Annotated in this window: 25 protein-coding genes; 10 read left to right on the plus strand and 15 right to left on the minus strand. The window is 64.9% G+C overall.

Annotated features, from left to right (window positions below; all coding sequences use genetic code 11):
• Positions 1–43: 43 nt before the first annotated feature.
• The 3 genes from ACIP9X_RS13350 to ACIP9X_RS13360 form a co-directional block, all read right to left on the minus strand.
• Positions 44–346, minus strand: a complete 303-nt coding sequence (locus ACIP9X_RS13350; protein WP_400480231.1) for an acylphosphatase — start codon at positions 344–346, stop codon at positions 44–46.
• Positions 347–381: 35 nt separating this feature from the next.
• Complete coding sequence (locus ACIP9X_RS13355; protein WP_400480232.1) at positions 382–1,092, minus strand: hypothetical protein; 711 nt, start codon at positions 1,090–1,092, stop codon at positions 382–384.
• A gap of 269 nt (positions 1,093–1,361) precedes the next feature.
• Positions 1,362–2,237: a glycosidase gene (locus ACIP9X_RS13360; protein WP_400480373.1), complete on the minus strand. Its 876-nt coding sequence runs from the start codon at positions 2,235–2,237 to the stop codon at positions 1,362–1,364.
• A 261-nt stretch (positions 2,238–2,498) separates the two neighbouring features.
• Between ACIP9X_RS13360 and ACIP9X_RS13365 the strand changes: the two genes are divergently transcribed.
• The gene (locus ACIP9X_RS13365; protein ID WP_400480233.1) at positions 2,499–2,789 is read left to right on the plus strand and encodes a hypothetical protein; all 291 of its coding nucleotides are present in this window, start codon (positions 2,499–2,501) and stop codon (positions 2,787–2,789) included.
• A gap of 98 nt (positions 2,790–2,887) precedes the next feature.
• Here ACIP9X_RS13365 and ACIP9X_RS13370 read toward each other — a convergent pair whose 3' ends face one another.
• The gene (locus tag ACIP9X_RS13370) at positions 2,888–3,142 is read right to left on the minus strand and encodes a DUF2630 family protein (RefSeq protein ID WP_400480234.1); all 255 of its coding nucleotides are present in this window, start codon (positions 3,140–3,142) and stop codon (positions 2,888–2,890) included.
• A 240-nt stretch (positions 3,143–3,382) separates the two neighbouring features.
• On the opposite strand from ACIP9X_RS13370, the gene ACIP9X_RS13375 reads away from it, so the two are divergent.
• Together ACIP9X_RS13375 and ACIP9X_RS13380 are read left to right on the plus strand one after the other, a co-directional pair.
• Positions 3,383–4,276, plus strand: coding sequence for an SDR family oxidoreductase (locus tag ACIP9X_RS13375; protein ID WP_400480235.1), 894 nt, complete (start codon positions 3,383–3,385; stop codon positions 4,274–4,276).
• Positions 4,277–4,483: 207 nt separating this feature from the next.
• Positions 4,484–4,858 (plus strand): DUF6457 domain-containing protein, encoded by a 375-nt coding sequence (locus ACIP9X_RS13380; protein WP_400480236.1) that lies wholly within the window; start codon positions 4,484–4,486, stop codon positions 4,856–4,858.
• A gap of 85 nt (positions 4,859–4,943) precedes the next feature.
• On the opposite strand, the gene ACIP9X_RS13385 is transcribed toward ACIP9X_RS13380, so the two are convergent.
• The 3 genes from ACIP9X_RS13385 to ACIP9X_RS13395 all read right to left on the minus strand — a co-directional run bounded on the left by ACIP9X_RS13385 (position 4,944) and on the right by ACIP9X_RS13395 (position 9,404).
• On the minus strand, positions 4,944–7,241 hold the full coding sequence (locus ACIP9X_RS13385) for an FdhF/YdeP family oxidoreductase (protein ID WP_400480237.1): 2,298 nt from the start codon (positions 7,239–7,241) through the stop codon (positions 4,944–4,946).
• Positions 7,242–7,474: 233 nt separating this feature from the next.
• Positions 7,475–8,077, minus strand: coding sequence for a hypothetical protein (locus tag ACIP9X_RS13390; protein WP_400480238.1), 603 nt, complete (start codon positions 8,075–8,077; stop codon positions 7,475–7,477).
• Positions 8,078–8,435: 358 nt separating this feature from the next.
• Positions 8,436–9,404 (minus strand): adenosine deaminase, encoded by a 969-nt coding sequence (locus ACIP9X_RS13395; RefSeq protein WP_400480374.1) that lies wholly within the window; start codon positions 9,402–9,404, stop codon positions 8,436–8,438.
• 553 nt (positions 9,405–9,957) lie between these two features.
• Here ACIP9X_RS13395 and ACIP9X_RS13400 point away from each other — a divergent pair.
• Positions 9,958–10,641, plus strand: a complete 684-nt coding sequence (locus tag ACIP9X_RS13400; RefSeq protein WP_400480239.1) for a transglycosylase family protein — start codon at positions 9,958–9,960, stop codon at positions 10,639–10,641.
• Between the two features lie 366 nt (positions 10,642–11,007).
• On the opposite strand, the gene ACIP9X_RS13405 is transcribed toward ACIP9X_RS13400, so the two are convergent.
• Positions 11,008–11,517, minus strand: a complete 510-nt coding sequence (locus ACIP9X_RS13405; protein ID WP_400480240.1) for a hypothetical protein — start codon at positions 11,515–11,517, stop codon at positions 11,008–11,010.
• Positions 11,518–11,859: 342 nt separating this feature from the next.
• Here ACIP9X_RS13405 and ACIP9X_RS13410 point away from each other — a divergent pair, with 342 nt between their 5' ends.
• Complete coding sequence (locus ACIP9X_RS13410) at positions 11,860–12,177, plus strand: hypothetical protein (RefSeq protein WP_400480241.1); 318 nt, start codon at positions 11,860–11,862, stop codon at positions 12,175–12,177.
• A gap of 154 nt (positions 12,178–12,331) precedes the next feature.
• Here ACIP9X_RS13410 and ACIP9X_RS13415 read toward each other — a convergent pair whose 3' ends face one another.
• Together ACIP9X_RS13415 and ACIP9X_RS13420 are read right to left on the minus strand one after the other, a co-directional pair.
• On the minus strand, positions 12,332–12,652 hold the full coding sequence (locus ACIP9X_RS13415) for a hypothetical protein (RefSeq protein WP_400480242.1): 321 nt from the start codon (positions 12,650–12,652) through the stop codon (positions 12,332–12,334).
• 347 nt (positions 12,653–12,999) lie between these two features.
• On the minus strand, positions 13,000–13,524 hold the full coding sequence (locus tag ACIP9X_RS13420) for a hypothetical protein (RefSeq protein ID WP_400480375.1): 525 nt from the start codon (positions 13,522–13,524) through the stop codon (positions 13,000–13,002).
• Positions 13,525–13,784: 260 nt separating this feature from the next.
• Between ACIP9X_RS13420 and ACIP9X_RS13425 the strand changes: the two genes are divergently transcribed.
• The 4 genes from ACIP9X_RS13425 to ACIP9X_RS13440 all read left to right on the plus strand — a co-directional run bounded on the left by ACIP9X_RS13425 (position 13,785) and on the right by ACIP9X_RS13440 (position 17,019).
• Positions 13,785–14,717, plus strand: coding sequence for an MSMEG_6728 family protein (locus tag ACIP9X_RS13425; RefSeq protein WP_400480243.1), 933 nt, complete (start codon positions 13,785–13,787; stop codon positions 14,715–14,717).
• A gap of 65 nt (positions 14,718–14,782) precedes the next feature.
• Positions 14,783–15,643: an SDR family oxidoreductase gene (locus ACIP9X_RS13430; protein WP_400480244.1), complete on the plus strand. Its 861-nt coding sequence runs from the start codon at positions 14,783–14,785 to the stop codon at positions 15,641–15,643.
• 85 nt (positions 15,644–15,728) lie between these two features.
• Positions 15,729–16,151, plus strand: a complete 423-nt coding sequence (locus tag ACIP9X_RS13435; RefSeq protein ID WP_400480245.1) for a DUF1622 domain-containing protein — start codon at positions 15,729–15,731, stop codon at positions 16,149–16,151.
• Positions 16,152–16,257: 106 nt separating this feature from the next.
• Entirely contained in the window at positions 16,258–17,019 is a 762-nt protein-coding gene (locus ACIP9X_RS13440; RefSeq protein WP_400480246.1) for a YqjF family protein, read from the plus strand.
• 23 nt (positions 17,020–17,042) lie between these two features.
• Here ACIP9X_RS13440 and ACIP9X_RS13445 read toward each other — a convergent pair whose 3' ends face one another.
• The 3 genes from ACIP9X_RS13445 to ACIP9X_RS13455 form a co-directional block, all read right to left on the minus strand.
• Positions 17,043–17,363 carry a hypothetical protein gene (locus tag ACIP9X_RS13445; protein ID WP_400480247.1) on the minus strand — a complete coding sequence of 107 codons (321 nt, stop codon included), beginning with the start codon at positions 17,361–17,363 and terminating at the stop codon, positions 17,043–17,045.
• Between the two features lie 87 nt (positions 17,364–17,450).
• A complete protein-coding gene (locus tag ACIP9X_RS13450) occupies positions 17,451–19,322 on the minus strand; it encodes a gamma-glutamyltransferase family protein (protein WP_400480248.1) in 1,872 nt (623 codons plus the stop codon).
• 94 nt (positions 19,323–19,416) lie between these two features.
• Positions 19,417–21,891, minus strand: coding sequence for a Tex family protein (locus tag ACIP9X_RS13455; protein WP_400480376.1), 2,475 nt, complete (start codon positions 21,889–21,891; stop codon positions 19,417–19,419).
• Between the two features lie 260 nt (positions 21,892–22,151).
• On the opposite strand from ACIP9X_RS13455, the gene ACIP9X_RS13460 reads away from it, so the two are divergent.
• Complete coding sequence (locus tag ACIP9X_RS13460; RefSeq protein WP_400480249.1) at positions 22,152–22,448, plus strand: hypothetical protein; 297 nt, start codon at positions 22,152–22,154, stop codon at positions 22,446–22,448.
• On the opposite strand, the gene ACIP9X_RS13465 is transcribed toward ACIP9X_RS13460, so the two are convergent.
• Both ACIP9X_RS13465 and ACIP9X_RS13470 read right to left on the minus strand, forming a co-directional pair.
• Positions 22,445–23,239: a triose-phosphate isomerase family protein gene (locus tag ACIP9X_RS13465; protein WP_400480377.1), complete on the minus strand. Its 795-nt coding sequence runs from the start codon at positions 23,237–23,239 to the stop codon at positions 22,445–22,447. The two genes, ACIP9X_RS13460 and ACIP9X_RS13465, sit on opposite strands and share 4 nt — an antisense overlap.
• Positions 23,240–23,347: 108 nt before the next feature.
• Complete coding sequence (locus ACIP9X_RS13470; protein WP_400480250.1) at positions 23,348–24,703, minus strand: MFS transporter; 1,356 nt, start codon at positions 24,701–24,703, stop codon at positions 23,348–23,350.
• Positions 24,704–24,875 lie beyond the last annotated feature (172 nt).

A 24,875-nucleotide genomic window follows, 5' to 3' on the forward strand; every position in this document is an offset into this window, starting at 1 on the left:
GGACGGCGCTGCAGGGGTGACGGCGCCGGAAGAATCAGGACCCTCACATGACCACGTCGAAGCTGCTGAACTTCCCCTCAGCCTGTGACATCTCCTCATCAACGTGGGATACACGCCCTGGCGCCTCGTCGGATCCCAGCCAGCGCCGGAACTCCACAATGACCGGCTGCGGGCCCTCCGCCACGACGGCGACCGAGCCGTCGTCGTCATTTCTGACGGAACCGGTAATCCCCAACTCGTCAGCCTTGCGGGCGGTCCAGTAGCGGAAGCCGACGCCCTGGACCATGCCGGTCACGCGTGCTGTGAGGCGGACGCTGTCTGCTTCGGGCGCATTCGACTCAGTCATGGCTCTAATGTAGCGCCGGGCCAGACAGTCCGGAGCTACTTGCTTGCGGGCCGCAGGGACGTGATCATCTGACGGACGTTCTTGTACTCGGTGGTCTCCTTGTATGCCTCCGGCGTGTCCACATGCGGCTCATTCCCCGGGGATGTGTCGAAGGGGTTGTAGGCGCCTCCAAACATCGCCCCGCTGGGCGGCCAGCCGAAGAAGTGGGCGATGGGGCATGCCGTCGGTCCGGTTGGTTCCGGCGCCGCAGTGATGCCGTAGGCAAAGACAGAAGACTTCATGGGATCAGCCACGTCAGGATCGGTGCGGGATTCGAAGGTGAACCGGGGCGTTTGGCCGTTCTGCGCCAGCGCGGGCAGCGGCTGGGAGTCGAGGACGCCGTACGGCGTCTTCTTGGTGCATTCGGCGCCGGTCACCATGTTGGTACGCAGGGTTGCCATGGACTTGCCGTCGGGCTTGGACACTTCCACGAAGACACCGCCGCCTTGGGGCGTCTGCCCGGCGGGATCCTTGATGGTCCAGTCAGCCGGATAGTCGAAGGCCAGCGACCCGTCCCTGGCGGTGAACGTCTTCCAGCCTTCGGCAGGCGGAGCGGCGGTGCCCGTGGCGGGCGCGGCTGTCGTTGGGGTGGTCTCCGTGGCAGTCGCCGTCGCGTCGGCTGAGGTGGTGGCGGTCGCCGTCGCGGTCCCGGCGGGAGAGCCGGTGGCTGGTGCAGAGCCGGGTGAACCGCAGGAGGCAAGCGTCATTGCGAGGCATACCGCGGAAAAAGCAGTCAGTGCGGATGATGCTGGTCGGCGCATCAAACCCTCCCTCCAAGATTGAAAAAGACGGTGGACTAAGAGTGCCCTACACCACCTTGGAAAGTCCTTGGAGGAGCCCTAACTGCGATCAAATCGTTGCTTTCGAGCCCGTTCCAGCTGATCTCAACGCCCGGGGAACAGCGAAGCCCCGCTGCCGCGGTTGCGGCAGCGGGGCTTCCCGGCGGGACGCTGCCCGCAGGCAGCAGCAGCACCGACTAGTTGACTGTGATGTCCCTGGTGCGGTGATCGTAGCGGATGGTGAGGCGGCCGCCGTCGTGGTGCAGTTCGTGGTTGGGACCATCGAACGCGCCGTACGCGCCGTAGTTCTCTTCCCAGGACCGGTTCAGGGCGATCTTGAAGGTGTAGTAACCGGCCGGAATGTCGGCGGTCAGCTTCCACAGCTGGTCGATGGCGTCCAGCTGCATCTGCGCCTCGTCGTACTGCGGGGCCCAGTTTTCCGGCGCACCGAGCAGGGTGTTGAAGTCGCCCGCAACAGCCACTGCTTCCGGCTGGGGGAAGGTTTCGACGGCGGGAGCTTCCGTTTCGGAGGCAGCCTCGTCCTTCTTGCCGAGCACCGCGTTGGCAACCGGGGCCACCGCATCTTCGATCAGCTTGGCGGCCTTGTCCACGACCTTCGCTGCCTTGGACGGAGCCTTCTCGGCCTTTTCAGCCTTGGGTGCCTTCTTAGCCGCGGCAGCCTTCTTTTCTGCAGACTGGGCGGGGACGGCGACCGGAAGGGGCGTGTCGGCAGGAACCGGAGTTCCGGCGTCGAGCGCGGCTGCAAAGCTTGCGGCATCCGGGAAAGCTACGGTGGCACGCAGGCCGTCTTCGGTGATGATCCAGCCAGAGCGGCCCTTGACCAGCCAGCCGGCCTTTACGAGCTTGGCCGTGGCAGTGGTGAGCGACTTGTGGCCGCGGGGAATGCCGCCGCTGAGGAGCTCAGCTTCGTAGGCGTTCAGCGGAACCCGCACGAGCGCTTCTGCCAGCACCTCGCCGGCATTCTGCGACTCACCAGTCAACACCCCCTCTGCCAGAACGTCCAGCACGGCCTTAAGCCGGAAGTTGGTGTTTTCTGCGGCAGTCTTGCGCATGGTTCCCCTCATAGAGCGATTGTTCCCTCAGTAGTTTGCCGTGCGGAGGTTAATTCTGACGACTTGAAATCGTTAATTCTGCGTGTCGCGGCCGACTATGACGCGGATTACACGCGAAATGAGCTTCAAGTCTCGGATTGGCAGGCCAGGAGCAGTGCCGCTCACCAGCGCCCAGCGAGGCCCTCATTTCCCGCTCTCCACGATAGGAAGTAGGCTTACCATGTAGGCCCGAACCGGGGAATGCATTGGAAAGGATGAACCATGAGCGACGAAAACAACCGCGAAGACGGCTTCATAGTTCCGGACCCGTCAAAGGTCCGCGAGGACATCCCGGGTGATGCCGGCGACGAAGCCAACGTGATCCGCTTCAGCGAAGAGCAGGCCCTCATCGAGGAACAGTCGCACGGCATCCGGCCCGAGCGCTACGACATCCCCTCCGGCGGACCCACCATGGCCGAAGCGCGCGGAAACATGGACCTCTCTGACGACACCGGCGAAGCCGCCTCCAGCGACAGCAGCGACGACGGGCTCCACGGCGGCGCCGAGCAGTAGGCCCGCGCGAACGTACACTTGAGGCCCCGCGGTCCCGCGCGAACGTACACTTGCGGCCCCGCGCCGGGCGGCGAGTTCGCGCCCGGGCGGCGGCCGGCCTACTGGCGGTAGCCCTCCACTTCGTTGGCGGGGCGCACCTCAGCGTCCTCCGGATCATCGCCGGCCTTGGCCTTGGCCCGGCGCTGGCGCAGCAGGTCCCAGCACTGGTCCAGGGCCTCTTCCACGTGACGCAGCCTCGCCTGGCGGTCCTCCTGCTCGGGCGCGGCGCCGGCTTCTCCATCCCCCGGCCCACGAAGCCGGTGCTCTTCATCCACGAGCGCTTGGATTCGCTGCAGAATGTCCTGGTTGTCCATGGTGTGCACTCCTCGCATTGTGCGTGACGCGGCCGGCATTGGCCCTGCGCCTCGAGCCTAGTAAGGCCAAGGCACCTGCGGAAGAGCCCGGCAGGGTTCGGCGCAGCTTGCAGCGGAGCGCCTCTGGCCACCGGCGGGACTGCTGGTTACGCTAGACCATAAGCATGCTTAGCATTGTGCTGGGAGCTTGTTCATGACTATGAACCTGTCCGTGTTCAACCCCCTATCAGGAGGAGCACCATGACCGATCAGTACACTTTCAAGAATCCAGTCACCGCCTACGAGCACATCGAGCCGCCCAAGCAGCACCAGCCCGAGCCCGGTCTCGACGCGGAGCTGATCCCCAAGGCAGACCTGGGCGAAGACAGCTATCGCGGAACCGGACGCCTGGAGGGCCGCAAGGCAATCATCACGGGAGCGGACTCGGGCATCGGGGCCGCCACGGCGATTGCGTTCGCACGCGAGGGGGCCGACGTCGTCCTCTCCTACCTCCCCGAAGAGGAAGAGGATGCAGCAAGGATCGCTAATCTGATTGAGAAGGCCGGGCGGAAAGCCGTAAAGGTTCCCGGCGATCTCAAGGACTCGGACACCTGCCGCGAACTTGTAGACACCGCACTCCGGGAGCTTGGCGGCCTGGACATCCTGGTCAACAACGCAGGCAAGCAGGTGGCGCAGGAGGACATCGGCGAGATCACGGACGAACAGTTCGACCACACGCTCAAAACCAACGTCTATGCGATGTTCTGGCTGACCAAGGCCGCGGTGCCGCACCTTCCGGCGGGCTCGGCCATCATCAATACGACGTCGGTCCAGGCCTACAACCCGTCGCCCACCCTCCTGGACTACGCCACGACGAAGGCCAGCATCAACAACTTCACCAAGGGCCTGGCCCAGCAGCTGGCTCCCAAGGGCATCCGGGTCAACGCTGTTGCTCCCGGCCCGATCTGGACTCCGCTGCAGGTCAGCAGCGGCCAGCCGAAGGAAGCCCTGCCCGAGTTCGGCAAGAACACTCCCCTGGGCCGGGCCGGGCAGCCTGCAGAACTCGCGCCGGCGTATGTGTTCCTCGCGTCGGCGGAGTCGAGCTTCGTCATCGGGGAAACGCTCAACGTTAACGGCGGCAGCCCTACTCCGTAGCTGTTTTCACGGCCCCCAACAATCCTTATAGTCCTGGTAAAGGCCGCATTTTTGCACCGCTTTGGACTTGGGTACAGCCGCCGGTCCAGGAAAGGCCGCACAACCGTGCGGCCGACCCGGGTCCGGCGGCGGCCCGGCCTTTGAAAGCGGAGCAGAAATGCGGCGCTAAACCAGCAGATCGGCTCCTTGCCATAGAAAGGAACTTTCATGACGGGCAATACCGAGGGCAGCGAAGGCACAACCTCCCCCACTTCAACCAGCCCCGCCCACGATGAAGAAGCCAGCGACCACGAACTTGCCCAGTGGAGCCGGCGGCTGACCCAGGCGCTGCAGATCCTGGATCTCAACGTCGACCGGCAGCTGGTTGCCCGCTTGGCGCAGGAATCCGCGCGGGCCGTGAACCCGTCCGCCGCCCCAATCAGCGCGCTGCTGGTGGGTTACGCCGCCGGACTGGCTGCCCAGAACGGGGAAGGCACACCGAACGAAGCCGTCCAGTCCGCCGCCCAGACAGCTCTGCAGCTTTGCGAGCACGGAATCGACGGCGGCCCCGACAGCGCGGGCTGGACCACCACCGCGCAGTGACGTCAGCAAGCAGCTACGTCAGCAGGCAGTAACGGCGTAGCGGCGCCGCAAGCAGGGAGGCCCGGCCGCCGCCGCACCCATGGCCTTACACCGCGCTCGGTTCCAGCCTCACGATCACCGCTTTCGACGCCGGCGTGTTGCTGCCCTCCGCCACACTGTCCAGTGGAACGAGCACGTTGGATTCGGGATAGTACGTGGCCGCGCAGCCCTGGGCCGTGGGATAGGACACCACGCGCAGCTTCCGCATCACCCGCTCCACGTTGTCGTCGTACACCCCATGCAGGTCGACGAGCTGGCCGTCGCTCAGACCGAGTTCAGCAATGTCCTCGGGGCTGATAAAGACAACCTCCCGCCCCTTCTTGATGCCGCGGTACCGGTCGTTGTAGCCGTAGATGGTGGTGTTGAACTGGTCATGGGAGCGCACGGACTGCAGGATCAGGGTTCCCGCCGGCCGCTCGATGTGCTCGAGGTGGTTGACCGTCAGTATCGCCTTCCCGGTCGGGGTGCGGAAGGTTCGCGAGTCCCTCGGGCCGTTGGGCAGGACAAAGCCGCCCTCCTGCCGGATCTTGTCGTTGTAGTTTTCGCAGCCTGCCACCACATGGGAAATATGCTCACGGATGAGGTCGTAGTTCTTTTCGAAGCCCTCCCAGTCCGCGCTCGTCTTACCGGCCACGGTCTCCCGCGCCAGGCGGCAGACGATCGCCACCTCGGACAGCAGGTTCGGCGCCACCGGCTTCACCTTCCCGTGGGAGGCATGAACGGCGCACACGGTGTCCTCGACGGAGACAAACTGCGGCCCGGACGCCTGCATGTCGATCTCGGTCCGTCCCATGGTGGGCAGGATGAGAGCCTCCTTCCCCGTCACCGTGTGGGAGCGGTTGAGCTTGGTGGAGATCTGCACCGTCAGGTCCGTGTTTTCCATGGCCGCCTCGGCGGCGTGCGTGTCTGAAATGGCGGCCACCAGGTTGCCTCCCAGGGCGACGAAAACCTTGATCTCGCCATCGCGCATCTTCCGGATGCTTTCGACGGCGTCCGCGCCCGGCTCGCGGGGCGGGTCGAAGTCGAACTCCTTGCCGAGCGCGTCCATAAAGGCAGGAGGCATTTGCTCCCAGATGCCCATCGTGCGGTCACCCTGGACGTTGCTATGGCCGCGGATGGGCGAGGCGCCGGCACCGGGCTTGCCAATGTTGCCGCGCAGCAACAGCAGATTGATGATCTCCTTGATCGTGGCGACGGCTTTCTTGTGCTGCGTGATACCCATGGCCCAGGTGATGATGACCCGGTCCGCCTTCAGGTAGCGCGCCGCCAGCTCGTCGATCTCCTCGGTGCGAAGGCCGGTCGCTTCCCGGACGGTCTCATCGTCCAGGTCCGCCAGATGGGCTCGGAGCTCCTCCAGGCCCTGGCAGTGTTCTTCAAGGAACTCGTGGTCCAGCACTGTCCCGGGGTTCTTCGCCTCGGCATCCAGGACCCGTTTGGAGATGGCCTGCAGCAGCGCCATGTCCCCTCCCACCCGGATCTGCAGGAACTGGTCTGCGAGCTCAGTGCCGTGGCCGATGATTCCCTTGACCTTTTGCGGGTTCTTGTACCGCATGAGCCCGGCTTCCGGCAGCGGATTGACGGCCGCGATCTCACAACCGGCCTCCTTGGCTTCCTCAAGCGCGGTCAGCATCCGCGGATGGTTGGTTCCCGGGTTCTGACCCATGATGATGATCAGCTGGGCCTTGGCGAAATCGTCGTACGAAATGGTCGCCTTGCCGATGCCGATGGTCTGCCCCATGGCCCAGCCCGATGATTCGTGGCACAGGTTGGAGCAGTCCGGAAGGTTGTTGGTTCCAAAGGCGCGGATGAACAGCTGGTAGATGAAGGCGGCCTCGTTGGACGTCCGGCCGCTTGTGTAGAACGCGGCCTCGTCCGGGCTGGCCAGGCCTTTCAGCCGGTCGCCCACGATCCTGAACGCCTCGTCCCAGCTGACCGGCCGGTAGTGGTCCTCCCCCGCCGGCTTGTACACCGGTTCCGTGAGACGGCCCTGCATGCCCAGCCAGTACTCCGGCCTTTGCCGCAGTTCGCTGACCGGGTGTTCCGCCCAGAACTCCGACGCCACCACCACAGGCGTGGCTTCCCAGGTGACGGCCTTGGCACCGTTTTCGCAGAACTCGAACGTCTTGCGGTGACCCGGGTCCGGCCAAGCGCAGCTCATGCAATCAAAGCCGTCCTTCTGGTTCAGGGCCAGCAGCGTCTTCTCCGCCCTGCCCACGCCCATGTGCTTGAGCGCCGGCTGCATGGAATGCACCACGCCGGGGATGCCGGCGGCCCAGTCCTTCGGCTTGCCTACTTCAAGGTCTTTTTCGTCAGCCTCTTCCACCCGCGGGTTTTTGCGCGGCATGCTGCACTCTCCTCGACTCTTTCACGGTCTGGGTCCTGCTGCTTAGGGCCCGGCATCACAGCCTCGTAATGCCTCCTTCACAGGACTAGCAGGTCTGGGAGGCGGCTGCAAGCATTCGGCTTCCACCGACCGCTCAAACAGAGCCACCGGTCAGCGCGGTAAAGAAAATGCGGGGACCGGCCTGCCGGCCAGTCCCCGCACTGCAAAGCCGTGAGAATGGTGAGGATTTGAATCTATTGGTTGACGATTCCTTGGGAGGGCGACGCCGGGCCAGCCGGTGCCGGAACGGAATCCGGAACCGTGGGGGTCACCTTCCGCAGATCCGGGATGGTAGGGGTCCCCTCCGGCAAACCCGGAACAGTCGGGATGTCCTCCGGCAGCGCAGGAATTCGGGGCGTTTCCACCGGCAGCTTTGGAACGGCGGGGATTACCACCGGAGCCTTCGGAACCGTCACCGGCGCCTTGCCTGCTCCGGGCTTGCCTGCTCCGGGCCTCTGGGGTGCGGCCTGCCCGGCCGCCTTCTTCGCTGCGTCAGCCTTATCCGCGGCGTCCGCAGCGGCTTCCTTCTCGGGCGTGGCGGCTTGGGCTGCAGCCACCTTCGCTGCCGCGGCATCCTTCTCGGCTGCAGCGCCCCTGGCCTTCGCTGCTGCGGCATCCTTCTTGGCTACGGAGCCATTGCCCGCCTTCTCCGCCGCGGCTTCCTTAGCCTTGGCGGCAACCCTGGCCTTCTCGGCCGCGGCCCTCTGGGAGACGCCGACCTCCGAGGAGATGTCGGTGGAACCGGAGTTAGCCTCTGCACCCCGGCTGGCCGAGCCCGCAGATTGAGAGGGTGACATTTGGGCACCGGCCCCGGCACTACATGCCGTCGTAGCGAGTAGGAGCGATAGCGTGCTGAGGGCCAGCAGATTTTTCCTGGGCATGGGGATATAAAGCCTCTGTTGGGGAGTGCGGAAACAGGCAGGCCGATGAGGGGACAAAGTCCTGCCGATGTCGGTTCCGGTCTGCGGCCACGCCTCACATTGCCGCCTGGTGGAGTACCACACGAGAAGGCATTCAGGACGCTCTGAAGGGCGTGTGCGCCAACCGGTGACCTAAACGTAACATTGCCCGGCGCGGGGAGGCCAATCAGCTGCCTCTCGCCTCAAAATGGGGGCGTCACATGCACTATTTCGCTGCCGCCCCGCGTCGAAACCCTCAGCCAGAGAGCTCGGCCAGCAATTCAGCTTTCCGCTCTTCCGAGGCGAAGGATGAGCCGATCGAATGGGCGGCCAACCTGACACGGTCGAACTCCGAGAGGCCCGTCACCTGTTCCAGCTGGGCGAAGTTGTCATCCACGTACCCGCCGAAGTACGCGGGATCGTCGGAGTTGACGCTGACGTTCAGCCCGGCGGCCAGCATGGCCGGAAGCGGGTGGTCGGCCAGCTTATCGACCGCGCGGAGCCGCACGTTTGACAGCGGGCAAACGGTCAGCGGCACGCGCTCTTCGACCAGCCGCTCCACGAGATCCGGGTCCTCCATGCACCGGATGCCATGGTCAATCCGGTCGACTCCCAGCAGGTCCAGCGCTTCCACAATGTACGACGGCGGTCCCTCCTCACCGGCGTGGGCGATCTTGCGCAGGCCTGCTTCGCCGGCCCGCGCAAAGAGCCGCTTGAACTTGGAGGGCGGGTTGCCTACTTCGGCGGAATCCAGGCCGATGCCGGCGATGGGCGCGTTCATGGCTATCAGCGCTTCCAAAACTTCAAGGGCCGATTCTTCCGACAGATCACGCAGGAAGGCTGCGATCAGTAGGGTGGTAATCCCGAATTCCTCTTCCGAGACAGCGAGTACAGAGGCCACGCCGTTGACGCAGGTCGCCAGCGGCACTCCGCGGGATATATGCGCCTGGGGATCCAGCATGATCTCGGCATGCCGCACTCCGGCCGCGGCCGCCCGGGCAAGATAGGCACGGGTCATGTCCGCGAAGTCGGCTTCGGTCTGCAGCACAGCCATGTTGGCGTAGTACAGGTCCAGAAAGGACTGCAGGTCGGTAAATTCATAACGGGCACGCAGCTCAGCCAGATCGGCATATGGAAGCTCGATGCCGTTGCGTTCCGCGAGCGCGAAGATCAGCTCGGGTTCCAGGGTCCCTTCAATGTGCAGGTGCAGTTCCGCCAGGGGCATGAGCGGCGGTGCCACTGCGGTGTCCGGTTCGTTCAGAAGTGCGGTTTGATCGGCCGGTTCGGCGGCGCCGTCGTAGGTATTCACAAACGCAAGAATAGACCCCGGATACGTCACCAACGCCAGTGGTCGGAAGGACGGGCAGGGAAACATGCCCGCGCCGTTAACAGACTGTGATCTATTGGAGATTCTGCTGCTCCCGCCCTTGGCCGGTTCATGCGTCAAGGATCGATGGCCAATGGGCACCGAAAACCTCTCCTGCCCTCATTTCCCGCGGCACGGCGCGGTTCTGGAGGGCCGTACCTAGCACTTCGAGGCCCTCATCCTCGGCGGCTTGACTGTCAATATTGATCTCGATTTGATAACGGAGCCGGACTCCTCTACGGTGGAACACATGCCCGCGCGAGTCGCGGACCCATGAATGCCCGGTGCCGCCTCCACCAATTACTGCCCGGCCGGCGGACACCGAAATGACCTCTAGTTTGTCAGGGGCGGGTGGTAGCGCGACAACGTCCGGGGACGGACCGAGCGCGGGTGGCCTCAGGAGCATCCCACAATGAAGAAATCGACTTTCACCACTGCCGCGCGCCGCGGCGTAACCCTTGCCGCCGTTTCTGCTGCAGGTCTGGCTCTTTCGGCCACCGCAGCCAACGCTGCAACCCCCGCATCCACCTGGGACGCACTTGCGCAGTGTGAGAGCGGCGGCAACTGGGCCATCAACACCGGCAACGGCTTCTCCGGCGGCCTGCAGTTCACGCCGCAGACCTGGGCTGGCTTCGGTGGCACCGGCTCCCCCGAAAACGCTTCCCGCGCCCAACAGATCGCTGTGGCCGAGCGCGTTCAGGCTACCCAGGGCTGGGGCGCATGGCCCGCTTGCGCTGCCAAGCTTGGCCTGAGCGGCGGCGGTGGCGCTCCCGCACCGCAGATCCAGCCGCAGAGCGCGCCGGTTCAGGCTGCTCCTGTCCAGGCTGCTCCTGTCCAGGCTGCTCCTGTCCAGGCTGCTCCTGTCCAGGCCGCTCCTGTCCAGGCTGCCCCGGTTCAGACCCACGCCAAGCACGTGGCCCCCGTTGCCGTCAGCGGCGAGACCTACACCGTCCAGGCTGGCGACACCCTGAGCAAGATCGCTCAGAAGCTCGGCACCAAGGGTGGCTGGCAGGGCCTCGCCGACGCCAACACCGACAAGATCAATAATGTCAATCTGATCTTCGTCGGCCAGGTTCTGCAGCTGCCTGCCGCCTAATTTTGGCGGCCAGTTGACGGTACAGACTGTCTGCGGTCCAACGCCGGGTGCCCGTTTCGGGCACCCGGCGTTGATCGTTTAAGACAGCATCAGTCCGTGCCGTGGGTTCGATCAGGAAGCTGTCGGAGGATTTGTGCGGGAGCGTCCCCATGGTGGTCTGCCCGGTCATGAAACCCGGGACTTGATGTTCCGGCGCCTGTGTGGAGCACCGGATATCTTGCTAAAGCGACCTAAAGTCCGATCAAGAGCGAGTGCACGGGGACCTTGGACACGTTGTGTAGCGTCACTGCATGGCTGACCGAGGTCCGGATGGCCAGCCGGGGATGTGGAGATTGCTTTTTCGGCCGATCCAGTCGAGGATGTCCTTCATTCTGTTGTGGCGGGTGGTGTGTTTATCGGTACCAGCCAGCCGACGGAGCGTTCAAAGTTGGAAGCGAGCGTCCCCGTTCCCGGTCCAGTGCTGCCAAGGGTGGAGTGGTAGATAACACCGGCTTGGGCGCCTACCGTGTCGAGTCGTTCCCTTGCCCATACCTTGGCCTCTTTCAGGCTCTTCATAGGAATGGTTTCCCTGGTTGTATCGGATCCACTGAGGTGGATATCCAGCTGGTAGTCCCCTTCTTGCGGATGCCGGGCCAGGTGGAGGGGTTTGTTCTCGTCGCGCCTACTGATTAGGACTTGCGCGGAGGCCTGAAGAGTTGAAGGGTCCACCAGATCATAACCGTGTGCGTACTTCTCCTTCCTCATTCGAGAGACTACGGTCTCCACGGTGTCCTCAACACTGACCACGCTGGCAGGTCCGGTGACGTCAACTTCTGAACCACCCAGACTTTTCAGATACAGCATGAATTGTTCGGAGCTGGACTGTTTGGAGTTCATGCACCCTCCCTGAGGGTAGTAGCGCGGCGTGTGCCGACACAGCCAACACTAGGCCCGGCGGACCCCGTTGCACCTGGAGTTTCCCAAGAAAATCGTTCCTGCGGCTTTGTTCATCCCGCCGATGGGCTGAAGCAGTCGAAAGGCGGCATGGGGGCGCATAGTTGGACCATGACACTTTTTGATTCCCGGAGTTTTTACACGCGTGGTGACTCCTTCAGCGTTGGGGCTTCACGGGAACATGTCGAGCGGGCGCTCTTGGACTTTGGGGCGACGGATGTTCGTTTCAGTCAGCGCGGACACCTCAGCGCCATCGCGTTCAGGGCCTGCGGAAGGCAGTTCCGCATGGTCATCTCTTTGCCCCAGCCCGACGGAATCCCTGCTGTCCCGGATGGCTCCGCGGAGGTCCCTGGCCGAGAAGCTACAGCAAAAGTCCTGGAGCTCAATGCCCGCAGGCTTTGGCATGCCTTCGCCCTATCGACCGAGGCCAAACTCGCAGCGGTGGCAGCCGGTGTTGCTACCCTCGAATCGGAATTTCTTGCCCATGTGGTTCTCCCCGGGAACCGTACCGTGATCGACGAACTCGAACCAGTCATCGCGTCTGCCTACCGGTCCGGGCAACATCCCTCAATCAGCAATACCGCTACACCGCGGGCCGATTAGATGTGCTGCCCATGGGTATCCGTTGGGTGAACGCGGTGACTCGCCGGACTTATTTACGTAAAAGTGAGGACCTCCTTTCCGCCGTGGAGTCACGGAGACAAAGGCAGCAACGACCCATGTCAAGGCTTGTGCCAAGTTCATCCGTCGTAATGCGTCAGCAATTTTGGCTCATGTGAAAGGGACGCAGCGACGGGTGCTTCATGCTGCCTGCTAACCACTGGGGGTAGTTCTTCGCATGGGTATCGTTGCGGAGGAGGCCTCGTTCCAGGATGGAAATTTTGGAGGGCCATTGGCCAAGCTCGCGGGCGACGGTCGTGATGGTTAGGCCGAGTCTGGTGTGTTCCTTGCGCAGGTCAGCGTTGTTTGGAGCCGGTTGGGGGTTGGTGATCTGGCGGTAGATTTCCCGGGCTGCGTAGCGTTTGAGGCTGCGCATGAATTCCCGTTTGTTCTTGCCCTCCACGGTGCGTTTGGCCACGTAGTTCTTGGTCCCTTGGCACGACGCCATGCGAAGGTCATGTCCGCCTGGCTCACCCCCCCTTTAAGGGACCTTGAGCCTCAGGGGCCTTTCCAGTATTACCGTTCTTTGTTGGACGCCGACCCTCGTTTAGCAGCGCTGTTACAGAGCGGCCAGAATGGGTCTGCTAAAGGCGGCGTCCACCCAGGACTCCGTAAGCAGGACTCTATAAGCAGCCGGCCCACCGCAAGCGGACGCCACTAGATAACTGCTTAAAGCAGTACGACGCCGGGATGCCCTCGTGCGAAGGGGGCGTCCCGGCGTCGTACTTTCTCTGTCTGGCGTCTCCGCTGCCTAGGCGTCGCCGTTTAGGCGGCGGGCAGCTCGCGGACGATGCGAACCTTCCAGGCGGCGTCGTCGCTCGTGTCCAGCAGGGCAACGGTGCCCGAGGCCAGGTGAAGGGCGACGCGCTTGGCGTGGAGCAGCTCCAGGTAGAGGTGCTCGTTCATGCGGGATGGCGTGTCGATGACAAACTTCACGGCGTCGCGCACCTTGCGGTAGTTGCTGCTGCGTTCCCGGTGGCGGTGGAGTTCCATCTCGTGGCGCTGCTTCACGCGCGGCTCGTGCCGGTTCAGCCAGCTGACAGCCAGGTGCACACCCACCACCAGGGACAGGGACACGAGATAGATCCACCAGCCGGTCGACATCAGGAACAGTGGCAGATTTGCGATGGCCACGATGGCGATCACGACGCGAAGAGCCATCAGCCGGCGCAGGGTCAGGGTTACCGACGCCAGCGCGTCGCGGAAACGGTGCTGCTCCTTGCGCGCAGCGGCCGGATCCAAGGTGAATTCGTCGAGAACAAGGATGCCATTCGCCTCAGGGCCAAGCATCTTGCCGTACTTCGGAACGAACAGCTGGGACGCATGTGACGCCTGTGAATCGGATGCTGAAGGCGCGCTAACGAAGGGCGCAGGGGCGGTAAGAGTCATGTGAAGGGCTTCCAGACGCGGTTTGGGTTTCGGCTATCTTAGTGGTTCCACGCCCTTAAAGTATGCATCGGTCCGCATGGTGGAACGCCCCGCGGCGGGCTCTGGCTGTGGGCCCGGCCACCATAATTGGCACATTAGGCGCGGGGCCTCAGACTGAAAGGATGCAGACCTTCCTCCCGTATCCCGATTTCCAGCAAAGCGCAGCGACCCTGGACTCTGCCAGGCTCGGCAAGCAGCGCGTCGAGGCGCTGCAGACACTGCGTGCGCTGGTGATTCCGGAGTACGGCTGGCAGTCCCATCCCGCCATCCGCATGTGGATGGGGTACGTTCCAGCCCTGACCATGTACGGCCTGGCGATGGCAGACGAATGGATGAAGCGCGGATTTGCCGACAACACGCGCGACAACATCCGGGAGTTCGCTCCGCAGGCCGCCCACCCCGATTACGCTTCCAAGATTGCCATGCCGCCGTGGCTCGGCGATCCGGAGCTTCACCTGAGCCACCGCTCCAACCTCATCCGGAAAGACCCGCGGTTCTACACTCCGGTTTTCCCGGGCACGGAAGCGGACCTCGAGTACGTCTGGCCGGAGCCCCGCCACGTCTTCCTGCCGGAGGACCCGGAAGGCGACGTCCTCTGGATCCTGCGTGAGAACGTTGGCGACATCGACCCGGAGCGCCTCGATAAAGTCGGGCTGCCTGCGGTGGGCCGCGCTGCCCAGGCTGCGGGCGACGCTGCCCAGGCAGGAGGCGCCGCAGAGGACGAGTACCAGCCGGTTTACGCCGAGTCGACGTCGCGCCGGCCGCTGAAGGTGGTGCGGAAGCTGCCTCCTAAGCAGCAGGTCAAGAAGCCGTCTCGGAAACGCCAGCGCCAGGAGGCTGCGTTTTCCACGCTTCCCGGCAAGTCCCCCCTGGCCGTTCCCTTTGAGGGCGGCAGCAAGTTCGCCGTGGGCATGGTTGTTGGCCGGCCGATCACGCTCGACGACGGCCGCTTCGGCAGGCATTTCGAAGTCACCGAAATCATCGACCGCTCGGCGTTCGATTACCCAGCCCTCCTGCAGGATCCCCGGGTGTTCTTCCCGGTTCCCGCGCTCTGAACAGGGCTCTTCGCGACCGACGGCCAGTTCACGTCTCCCGCCAGTCGACTGGCAGACTTGCAGGTATGACTATCCTCCTGGCCGGTTGCGGCGATTTGGGCACCGAAGCCGGCCTGCGGTTCGCCGCTGCCGGACACAGAGTCGTGGGCTGGCGCCGCTCTCCTTCGAAACTGCCGCCCGAAATAGAAGGCGTCGCGGCTGACCTCAGCTCCCCGGATCTTCCGCCGGTCCCGGCGGACACCACCGCCGTCGTCGTTGCTGTTGCCGCCGATTCGCCCACTGAAGCGGCATACCGCGCGGCCTACGTGGACGGGCTGTCGCATGTTTTGGACGCTTTGGAGCGCGACGGCGTCACGCCGCGCCGTGTCTTGTTCGTCTCCTCGACGGCGGTCTACGGCGACGCCGACGCCGGTTGGGTCGACGAAAGCACGACGGCGGTACCCGGCAGCTTCTCCGGCCAAACCCTCCTCGAGGCTGAGAGGCTCCTGGCCGACCGTCTCAGCGGAACTTCGTCGACTGTTGTGGCACTTCGTCTCGGGGGCATCTATGGGCCAGGACGAACGCGGCTCATCGATCAGGTCCGTACCGGCTCCGCCATCATTCCTGCTGTCCCGCGCTACACGAACCGCATTCACCGAGACGACGCCGCCGGCGCGATCGTTCAGCTGTGCACCATGGAGGACGAACCGTCGCCGGTGTACCTGGGGGTGGACAACGACCCCGCCGAGCTCGGCGATGTCCTGCGTTTCCTGGCGGCGGAGCTGGGGCTCGGGATGCCGCCCTCGGGTGATGCCGGCGACGCCCGCGGCGGCAACAAGCGGTGCAGCAACGCCCTGCTGCGCAGCACAGGGTATTCGTTCCGCTATCCGACATTCCGGGACGGATACCGGGACATCCTGTCCGGTGTCGGAGTGCGTCACCCATAGGCTGTTCCTTGACGGCTGTGCGGTGCTCGGCTCAAAACTGGGATGCTGCGGCCGCACGACCGAACCCAACTCAGCGAGGGGCCCGATGGATTTCCAGCACATCATTGAAGAAATCGGGAAGTTCATGGACTTCGCGGGCGTGGCGGTGATGGTGATCGGTGCCGTTGTTTCGATCCCCATGGCTCTGCGGGGTTACCAGCCACGGCGCCTCCCCGCCGATGCCGAGCCGATGACCGTGTACCGCTCCTACCGCCAGCTTTTGGGCCGCTCAATTTTGCTCGGTCTGGAACTCCTCGTGGCCGCCGACATCATTCGCACCGTAGCCGTCACCCCGACCTACGAAAGCGTGGGCGTGCTGGCACTCATCGTCCTCATCCGTACCTTCCTGAGCTTTTCGCTTGAACTGGAAATCACCGGCCGCTGGCCATGGCAGAAGGAGCCGTCCCCTTCCCGTTCGGGTTCACAGGGTGGTTCAGGGAACCGCGATGCCGCAGCAGCCGATACGTGATTTGGGTCTTGCTCCTCGGACTCACAGACCTCGAAGCCCATATCTTTCTCTAAGCAGCCGTTGCGGGCTAGGCTCGGCCCATGCGGCTGACCTGCAAGGAGCACGAATGACCGGGCACTCGTCTGCGGGCTCCAATGAGAGCCGGGACCCGTGGCCGGAGCCGCCCGAACTGCCAGGGCCGGTCATCACCACTCAAGAATGGTTGGATGCCGTCTTTCTGCACTGGCGGATTCCGGAAGCCTTGGCCGCGACGAAAATGCCGCCGGGAGTGCGACCTGACACGTACGACGGCTCCTCTTGGGTGGGGCTGGTCGGATTCCGCCTGCACGGGGCCACCCTCGCAAGCGGCCCGGTCATTCCTTACTTCGGAACATTTATCGAAGTAAACGTCCGGTTGTACTCACGCGAGCCAAGCGGCAGGCGCGGAGTTGTGTTCCTGAGCATGGACGCGTCGCGGCTCGCCTTCGTTGTGGCCGCGCGGGCAGCCAGAATCCCGTACGTCTGGTCCCGTGCCCGTTTCCGTCCCCCGCTGGAAGCCCGCGGCGGCGTTGGCTATTCTGTGCGCAGATTCCGGCATGGCGAAACGTCAGACTTCTCAGTGACACCAGCACGCGACCAAGAGGCAAACGATCCGCTGTCCATCCACCTGACCGCGCGCTTCGGTCTCCACACACGGCTGCTCGGACGAACTCTATATTTGCCAAATACACATCCGGCTTGGCCGCTCTACCGGGCAGAGCTGACCTCGCTGGATGACCAACTGGTTGCCGCAGTGGGAATCAAAGTTTCAGGGCCTCCGGAATCGGTGCTTTATTCGCCAGGAGTCCGGAGCACCTTCGGACGTCCTCAAATCTTGGGCAGAAGCTAAGCCTCCCAACCGCGGAAGACGAACTAGGCGTCCTGCCAGCCACGGCCCTCCACGTAGGTGGCAACAAGCGTTCCGATGCCCGACTGGAGTGAGTTCGACGGATCCTCGTACAGCAACGCCTCCGTGGCCCGGCTGTGGTTGATGAGTTGCTCGGCTTCGAGCTTGGCTTCCGGGACCGTCGCGCCGATGATGCCGGTCCGTGCGGGAAGCTCTGCAGTGTGAACTATTTCAGAATCAGTCTCCGAGAGCGGGATGGTGGTGCCCGACTGAATCTCGTTGTACGGGAACTCGAATTCGGCATCGTCAGGAGCGGCGGGGACCGTGTATTCCAGGAAATAGTTCATGGCCCCAGCTTTTCAGAAACCCGGCAGGCCCGAAACCCCGACTCACCTATGCAGGGAAAGAGCCGTCACGGCAGTCGGCTCGCTGCTTTACCGCCCGGCGGCATACCCCTGCGCGCCCCGCGGATTCGCGGCGGCCTGCAGCACTCCCATGGCGGGATCCCGTACGACGGCGGACAACCGTCCCAGCGTCCAGTCACCTGCGCGGGTAACCCGGTGACCTCTTCGCTCAAGCCCTGCAATGACTTCATCACCGAGCCGGTCCTCGACCACAGCACCGCCCGGTTCCCACGTACGCGGCCAGAACGAACCGGGCATCGACGTCGTATGGAAGGCCGGCGCGTCGATCGCCTGCTGCGGCGAGTACCCGCCCACGATCGTCCGCAGCAGGTACAGGAGCTGCCACTGGTCCTGTTGATCGCCGCCGGGTGAGCCGAGCGCGGTGACTGACGCTCCCTCACGCAGTACCAGGGTCGGGGTCAGCGTGGTCCGCGGCCGCTTGCCCGGTGTGAGCGTTGACGGTGTCCCAGGTTCGAGCCACATCATCTGCAGCCGGGTGCCCAGGCAAAAGCCGAGTTCGGGGATGGCCGGGGAGGACTGCAGCCAGCCGCCGGACGGAGTGGCCGAGACCATGTTGCCCCAGCGGTCCACGACGTCGATATGGCACGTATCGCCGCGCGTCTCCCCCGTCCTTTCCACTGTTGGCTCCCCCACCCCGGCAGCTGCCCCGCGCCGGGACGCACTGCCCGTGACCGAACCGCCGTCGTCATCCGCGAGCGCCGGCGGAACATACTCGGTGCGCAGCAACGGCATATAGGGCTCCCGCCCTGGAACGTGTCCCGGTCGGAACTCATGGGACGCGCTTTCGGTGATCAGCTGCCGGCGCTCTGCGGCGTACTCTGCGGACAGCAGGTAGTCCAGCGGCACGTCGGCATCTCCGTAGTACGCCTCGCGGTCGGCGAGCGCGAGCTTCTGGGCCTCAAGGATGGTGTGGGCGCCGAGCTCGGTGGACGGATCGAGGTGCTCGTCGTCGAAGCCGTCCAGGATGGCCAGAGTCTGCAGCAAAGCCGGTCCCTGCCCCCACGGACCGGTCTTGGCGATCGTATGACCCCGGAATTCCAGCGTCACCGCCTCTTCATAGCCGGCGCGGAAGCCGGCAATGTCCGCCGTGGTCAGGACGCCGCGGTGATCCGTCCCGGACGAATGGCGGTGCGGCGTCTGCACGGCCCTCGCCATGGCACTGGCCACGAACCCCTCGCTCCATTCCCTGCGCGCCGCGTCAATCCGCGCCTCTCGCGTATGGGCAGCAGCCGTTCCAGCGGCCTCACCGATACCCGCCCCGGCCTGGACCAGCCGTTGCAGGGTCCGGGCGTGGGCGGGGTTCGTGATGAGCTCGCCTTCCGCCGGGATTCGCCCCCCGGGCATCCACAGCTCTGCCGAAGTCGGCCAGTGTTCGCGGAACAGCTCAGACACCGCCGAAATGGTGGCACCGACGCGCGCCAGAACCGGGTGTCCGTCCCGCGCATATCCGATCGCAAAGTCCAGCACTTCCGCCAGCTCCCACGTGCCGTGGTCCCGCAGAAGCAAAAGCCAGGCGTCGACGGCGCCCGGAACCGCCGCGGCCAGCGCACCGGAGCCCGGAACAAGTTCGAGTCCTTCAGACCGGTAGTGCTCCACGGTGGCTCCCGCCGGCGCTGGCCCCTGCCCCATCAGCACCACGGGCCTACCCGGTTCCTCGGCCGTGCTGAAAACGCCCGTCATATCACCGCCGGGACCGTTGAGGTGTGGCTCCACAACATGCAGCACGAAAGCGGCGGCAGTGGCGGCATCGAATGCGTTTCCGCCGCGTTCGAGCACCGACTGCGCTGTGGCAGTGGCCAGCCAGTGCGTCGATGCAGCCATGCCGAAGGTGCCTCGGAGCGTCGGGCGGGTAGTAAAAGGGTCCGGCGGCGTAAAACTCATGCAGCTACTCTAGGCAAGGTCTTCTGAGGTCTCGAGGACACCGCGCCCACGACACGGCACAGCCTCGGATTCCAGACACCGACTCTCCGCCCACCTACTTCGCGAGGCCGGCCTGCCGCAGGGCTTCCGCCAAGGCAGTGTTCGCCGGGGCGGGCGCAGGCTTCTGAGGTGCAGGAGCCTCCCGGCGGTTGCGGCCAGATGTCCCGCGACCGCTTCCACCGCCGGCGGCCTGTCCGCCAGGGCGGCCGGACTGCTTGGCTCCGCCCGGTTCGCCAGCACGGCCGGACCGGCCACCGCCGCCCGCCTGCCGCCCGCCCGACGTCGACGGTTCGTCATCCAGCCGCAGGGTCAGCGAAATCCGCTTCCGCTCCGGGTCGGCTTCAAGCACCTTGACGCGCACCACCTGACCGGATTTCACGACTTCGCGGGGGTCGGACACGAAGCGGTTGGCCAGCGCGGACACGTGCACCAGCCCGTCCTGATGCACTCCGACATCCACGAACGCACCAAAGGCAGCCACGTTGGTGACCGTCCCCTCCAGCACCATGCCGGGCTTGAGGTCGGAGATCTTCTCAATGCCTTCCGAGAATGACGCAGCCTTGAATGCCGGGCGGGGGTCACGGCCGGGCTTCTCCAGCTCGGCGATGATGTCCCGGACCGTCGGCAGACCGAACGTGCCGTCGACAAAGTCCTGGGCATTCAGGGCGCTGGCCTTGGCGAGGCCTGAGGACGGCAGCCCTCCCTTCGAAGACTGCCCGGGGGCAGCGGCGGCCATGATCTTCCGAGCCACCGGGTACGCCTCGGGGTGGACGCTGGACGCATCCAGCGGCTCCGCTCCCCCGGTGATCCGAAGGAACCCGGCGCACTGTTCAAATGCCTTGGCGCCCAGCCGCGGCACCTTCTTCAGCTCGCTGCGCTTGGTGAACGGGCCGTTCTCGTTCCGGTAGGCCACGATGTTCTCGCTCAGCAACCGCCCCACCCCGGCAACCCGGCTGAGCAGCGCGGGCGACGCCGTGTTCACGTCCACGCCCACCGCGTTCACGCAGTCCTCCACCACCGCGTCGAGGCTGCGGTCCAGCTTGGCTGCTGTGACATCGTGCTGGTACTGCCCGACGCCGATGGACTTCGGATCGATTTTCACCAGCTCAGCCAGCGGGTCCTGCAGCCGGCGGGCGATGGACACGGCGCCGCGGAGGGACACATCCATGCCGGGCAGTTCAGCTGCGGCCAGCGCCGATGCGGAGTAGACGGACGCGCCGGCCTCGGACACCACGAGCTTCTGCGGCTTCGCCCCGGTGCCCTCCGCTGCGGACGGCGTGCCTGCGGGCGCTTTGCCTGCGGACAGTTTCTTGATCAGCTCGGCGGCGAGCTTGTCCGTCTCACGCGACGCAGTGCCGTTGCCGATCGCCACGAGTTCGACGGCGTGCTTCCGCGCCAGCCGCTCCAGGGTCGCCAGTGCTTCGTCCCACTTCCGGGCCGGTGCGTGCGGATAGACGGTGTCCGTGGCGACCACCTTGCCGGTCCCGTCCACCACAGCGACTTTGACGCCTGTCCGCAGCCCGGGATCCAGGCCGAGGGTGGCGCGGTTCCCGGCCGGTGCGGCGAGCAGCACGTCGCGCAGGTTCGCCGCGAAGACGCGGACAGCCTCGTCTTCCGCCGCAGCAAACATCCGTCCGCGCAGGTCTGCCGTCAGGCGGGCGAGCACCCGCGAGCGCCACGCCACCTGCGCCGTCTGCACCAGCCAGCCATCGGCGGGACGCCCGCGGTCGGCAACCCCGAGGAACCTGGCCACTGCGGACTCGTACCGGGAGCGTGCAGCGGCCAGGGCGTCGTCGTCCCCAGGGTCCGCCTCCGCGAGGTCGAGCTCCAGCACGCCTTCCTTTTCGCCGCGCAGCAAGGCGAGGACACGGTGCGACGGCATCCCGGCCGGAGCCTGCGCGAACTCGAAGTAGTCCGCGAACTTCTGCCCCTCGGCTTCCTTGCCCTTCTTCACGCGCGACACCATCCTGCCCTGCGTCCACAGCCGCTCGCGCAGGGTTTCGGCCAGGTCAGGATCCTGCGCCGCGCGCTCCACGAGGATGGCCCGGGCACCGGCGAGCGCAGCGGCGGCATCGTCCACGGCGTGCTCCGTGTTCAGGTACTTCGCCGCCTCGCGCTCAGGATCCAGGTCGGGGCGCCTGAGCAATGCATCCGCGAGCGGCTCAAGCCCGGCTTCACGCGCGATCTGCGCTTTCGTGCGGCGCTTGGACCTGAAGGGCAGGTAGATGTCCTCCAGCCTGGACTTCGTGTCAGCAGCGACGACGGCGGCCTCGAGTTCCGCAGTCAGCTTGCCTTGAGCAGCGAGCGCCTCCAGGACTGCCCGACGGCGGTCCTCCAGTTCGCGCAGGTACCGCAGGCGTTCGTCGAGCTCGCGCAGCTGGGTGTCGTCAAGCGTCCCGGTCACTTCTTTGCGGTACCGGGCGATGAAGGGGACGGTGGCTCCGCCGTCGAGCAGTTCCACGGCGGCCTTTACCTGCCAGGCTTTCACTCCGAGTTCGGAAGCGATCTGGGCCGCGATACTGCCGGCGATGCGTTCTGCCGGACCGCCCGCTGACGCACTGGAGCCGGGCCTGCCCGCCGGGCTCTGCGGGGCAGGAATTGAAGCAGTGGCAGCTGCTGAAGCAGGGGCGGTGGACGGAGGCTGCGGGAGTTGAGTCACCCCATTATTTTGCCTTACCCGTCCGGGCGGGCACCTGGGACCTTCGCTGCACGGCAGACCTGCTCTACCCACGGCTGGGCTTAAGTGATGTAGTGGCTGTAAGCAGAAATCCTCCGGGCAGGCGGTGCACCATGCAGGAATTGCTGATTATTCTTCAGGACGGCTTCAATGAAGACGAGGTCGCCATCACCGTCAACGGCAAGGAGGCCCGGTTCGACCGCGACGTCACCACCCGTGAGCTGCTGGGCATGGCCGAAGAAGTTTCTGTGGAGCTACCCGCCAAGGGCGCGACGGTGGGTGTCGAGGTGACCAGCCGGAACCTCAGCGCGGAGATGAAGCTGCATGGCCGCCCGAAGAGCCTCCTGGTGTCCATCGAGGACGGCGAACTGGTCCTCAACGAAGGCACCGGGCGCGAGGCGTTCCTCTAGTCCGCCGCGGTTACGGTCAGTGCTTCGTCCAGCACCTTTCCGAAGTTGGCGGCGTCGTGCGCGAACCGGCCCAGGAAGAGTCCGGACACGCTGTCAAGCGTCGGGAGGAGCCCGGGCTTGGCCGAACCGCCGTAGATGATCGGCAAATCCCGAAGTCCGTGGGCGGCGAGCCGTCCGCGGAGATGATGAACGACGGCGGACACGTAACCGGCGCTGGCTGGTTCCGCCGCGCCGATGGCCCAGACCGGTTCGTACGCGATGACAAGGCGGGACGCGAGCGCCCAGTCCCCACCCGTTGCGGCCTCAATTTGGCCATAGACGAAGGATGCAGCGGCTTCGGCGGCGGCGTCCGCCGGGGTTTCGGAGGCACTGCCCGTTCCGGCACCCGGCCCCGCGGTTTCCTCGCCGACACACAGCAGCGGGATAATCCCGGCGTCGTCGGCCGCTTTGACCTTGAGCCCGATCATGGCGTCATCCTCACCGAAGTGCCGGCGCCGCTCGGCGTGGCCGATCTCCACGACCCGCACGCCAAGCTCGGCAAGCAGAGACGGCGACACCTCGCCGGTCCACGGACCGTCCGCCCAGCCGCAGTCCTGCGCCCCAAGAAGCACCGGGGACCCGGCGAGAAGCTCGGCAGCTGCGGGAAGCATCGGAAAGGACGGGATGACAAACGGGACCACCCGCCCGGCCGCGAGGGCCGGACGGGCGTCCACTTCGGAGCGCAGTTCGCCGAGCCAGCGCAGGCTGTCCGCGTACCCCAGGTACATCTTGGTGCTGACACCGACGTACATGGCTTCCGCGGCCAGGGATTCCGCGGCGTTGCACCCTGCGGTGCCGGCCGGGCGGGTCTGCGTCATTGTGACTTCTGCTCCTTCTTGGTTCTGCTGCTGTTTCGGCGCCTACTTTTCGAGCAGGTCGTCCGCCTTGTTCTTGAACTTCCGCGTGCCGTACATCATCGCAGCAGCGAGGAACGGCATCACGCCCAGCGCGTAGACACCCATGGTGCCGGTATCGGACGCGGTGATCTGGTTGACGGAGGTGCGCAGGATCGGAGCCACGAAGCCGCCGAGGTTGCCCAGCGAGTTGATCAGCCCGATGCCGGCCGCCGCGGCCGTTCCGGTGAGGAACGCCGTCGGGTAGGACCAGGCAATGGGCCCGATGGAGAGGAAGCTGCAGACCGCGAGGCAAATGAACAGGATGCCGAGCACCGGGAGATGATTCGATCCCGCCCAGGCGGAACCGAAGATGCAGAGACCCGTGGAGATAAAGAGCCCCGTGCCCCAGGTCCGGCGGCGGATCACAGTGTTGGCGGCCTTGCCGATGAAGTAGCAGGCAAAGATGCCGAAGAACCAGGGGATGGCAGCCAGCAGGCCGACGGCGAGGCCCACCTTCTGGCCGGTCAGCTGGGCCACCTGCTGCGGGAGGTAGAACGTCACGCCGTAGACCGCGATCTGCAGGCAGAAGTAGATGATGGTGAAGTACCAGACGCGGCCGTTCTTCATGGCGGCAAGCACGCCGCGTGGGCCGGATTCTTCCTTGACGTTGTCCTCAAGGGACATGACGTCCTGGAGCGCCTTCTTTTCGTCCTTGTTGAGGAACTTGGCGTCCTGCGGGCTGTTGATCAGGAAGAAGTAGGCCGCGATACCGGCCAGCACGGCGAGCATGCCCTCGACGAAGAACATGACCTGCCAGCCGTGGACGCCGGGAACCTGGTCACCGATGTTGATCAGCCAGCCCGACAGCGGCGCGCCCATCATCTGGGAGAAGGGCTGGGCCAGGTAGAAGATGGCGAACATCTTCACGCGGACCTTGTTGGGGAACCATGCCGCAAGGAACATGATGACGCCGGGGAACAGACCGGCCTCGGTGACACCCAGCAGGAACCGCAGGATGATGAACGAAGCTTCGCCCTGGACGAAGGCGAAGCAGGCGGAGACGATCCCCCAGGTGATCGCGATGCGGGCCAGCCACACCTTCGCGCCGAACTTCGTCAGGAGCAGGTTGGAGGGGATCTCGAACAGGGCGTAGCCGATGAAGAAGATGCCCGCGCCGAGCGCGTAGGCGCCGGCGGTGATGCCCCTGTCCACCTCGAGTGCCGCCTCTGCGAAACCCACGTTGGTGCGGTCCAGGAACGCAACCACGTAGAGGATCACCAGCATCGGCATGAGCCGGAAGGAGGCCTTGGATATGGCCGACTTCAGCACCGGGGAGTCCAGCAGCTCCCTGGTGGCGGACGTTGTTGACGCGACAGTCATTCAAACTCCTCGTTGAGTAAGTTAGTGAGCAAATCAGGTGGGTAAAACAGCAGCCCGAGACCGTGGGCCGCTTTTCAATCAGGTGGGTAAAACAGCAGCCCGAGACCGTGGGCCGCTTTTCAATCAGGTGGGTAAAACAGCAGCCCGAGACCGTGGGCCGCTTTTCAATCAG

Origin of the sequence: Arthrobacter sp. NPDC093125 (genome assembly GCF_044754225.1) — a bacterium.
Classification (GTDB): Bacteria; Actinomycetota; Actinomycetes; order Actinomycetales; family Micrococcaceae; genus Arthrobacter.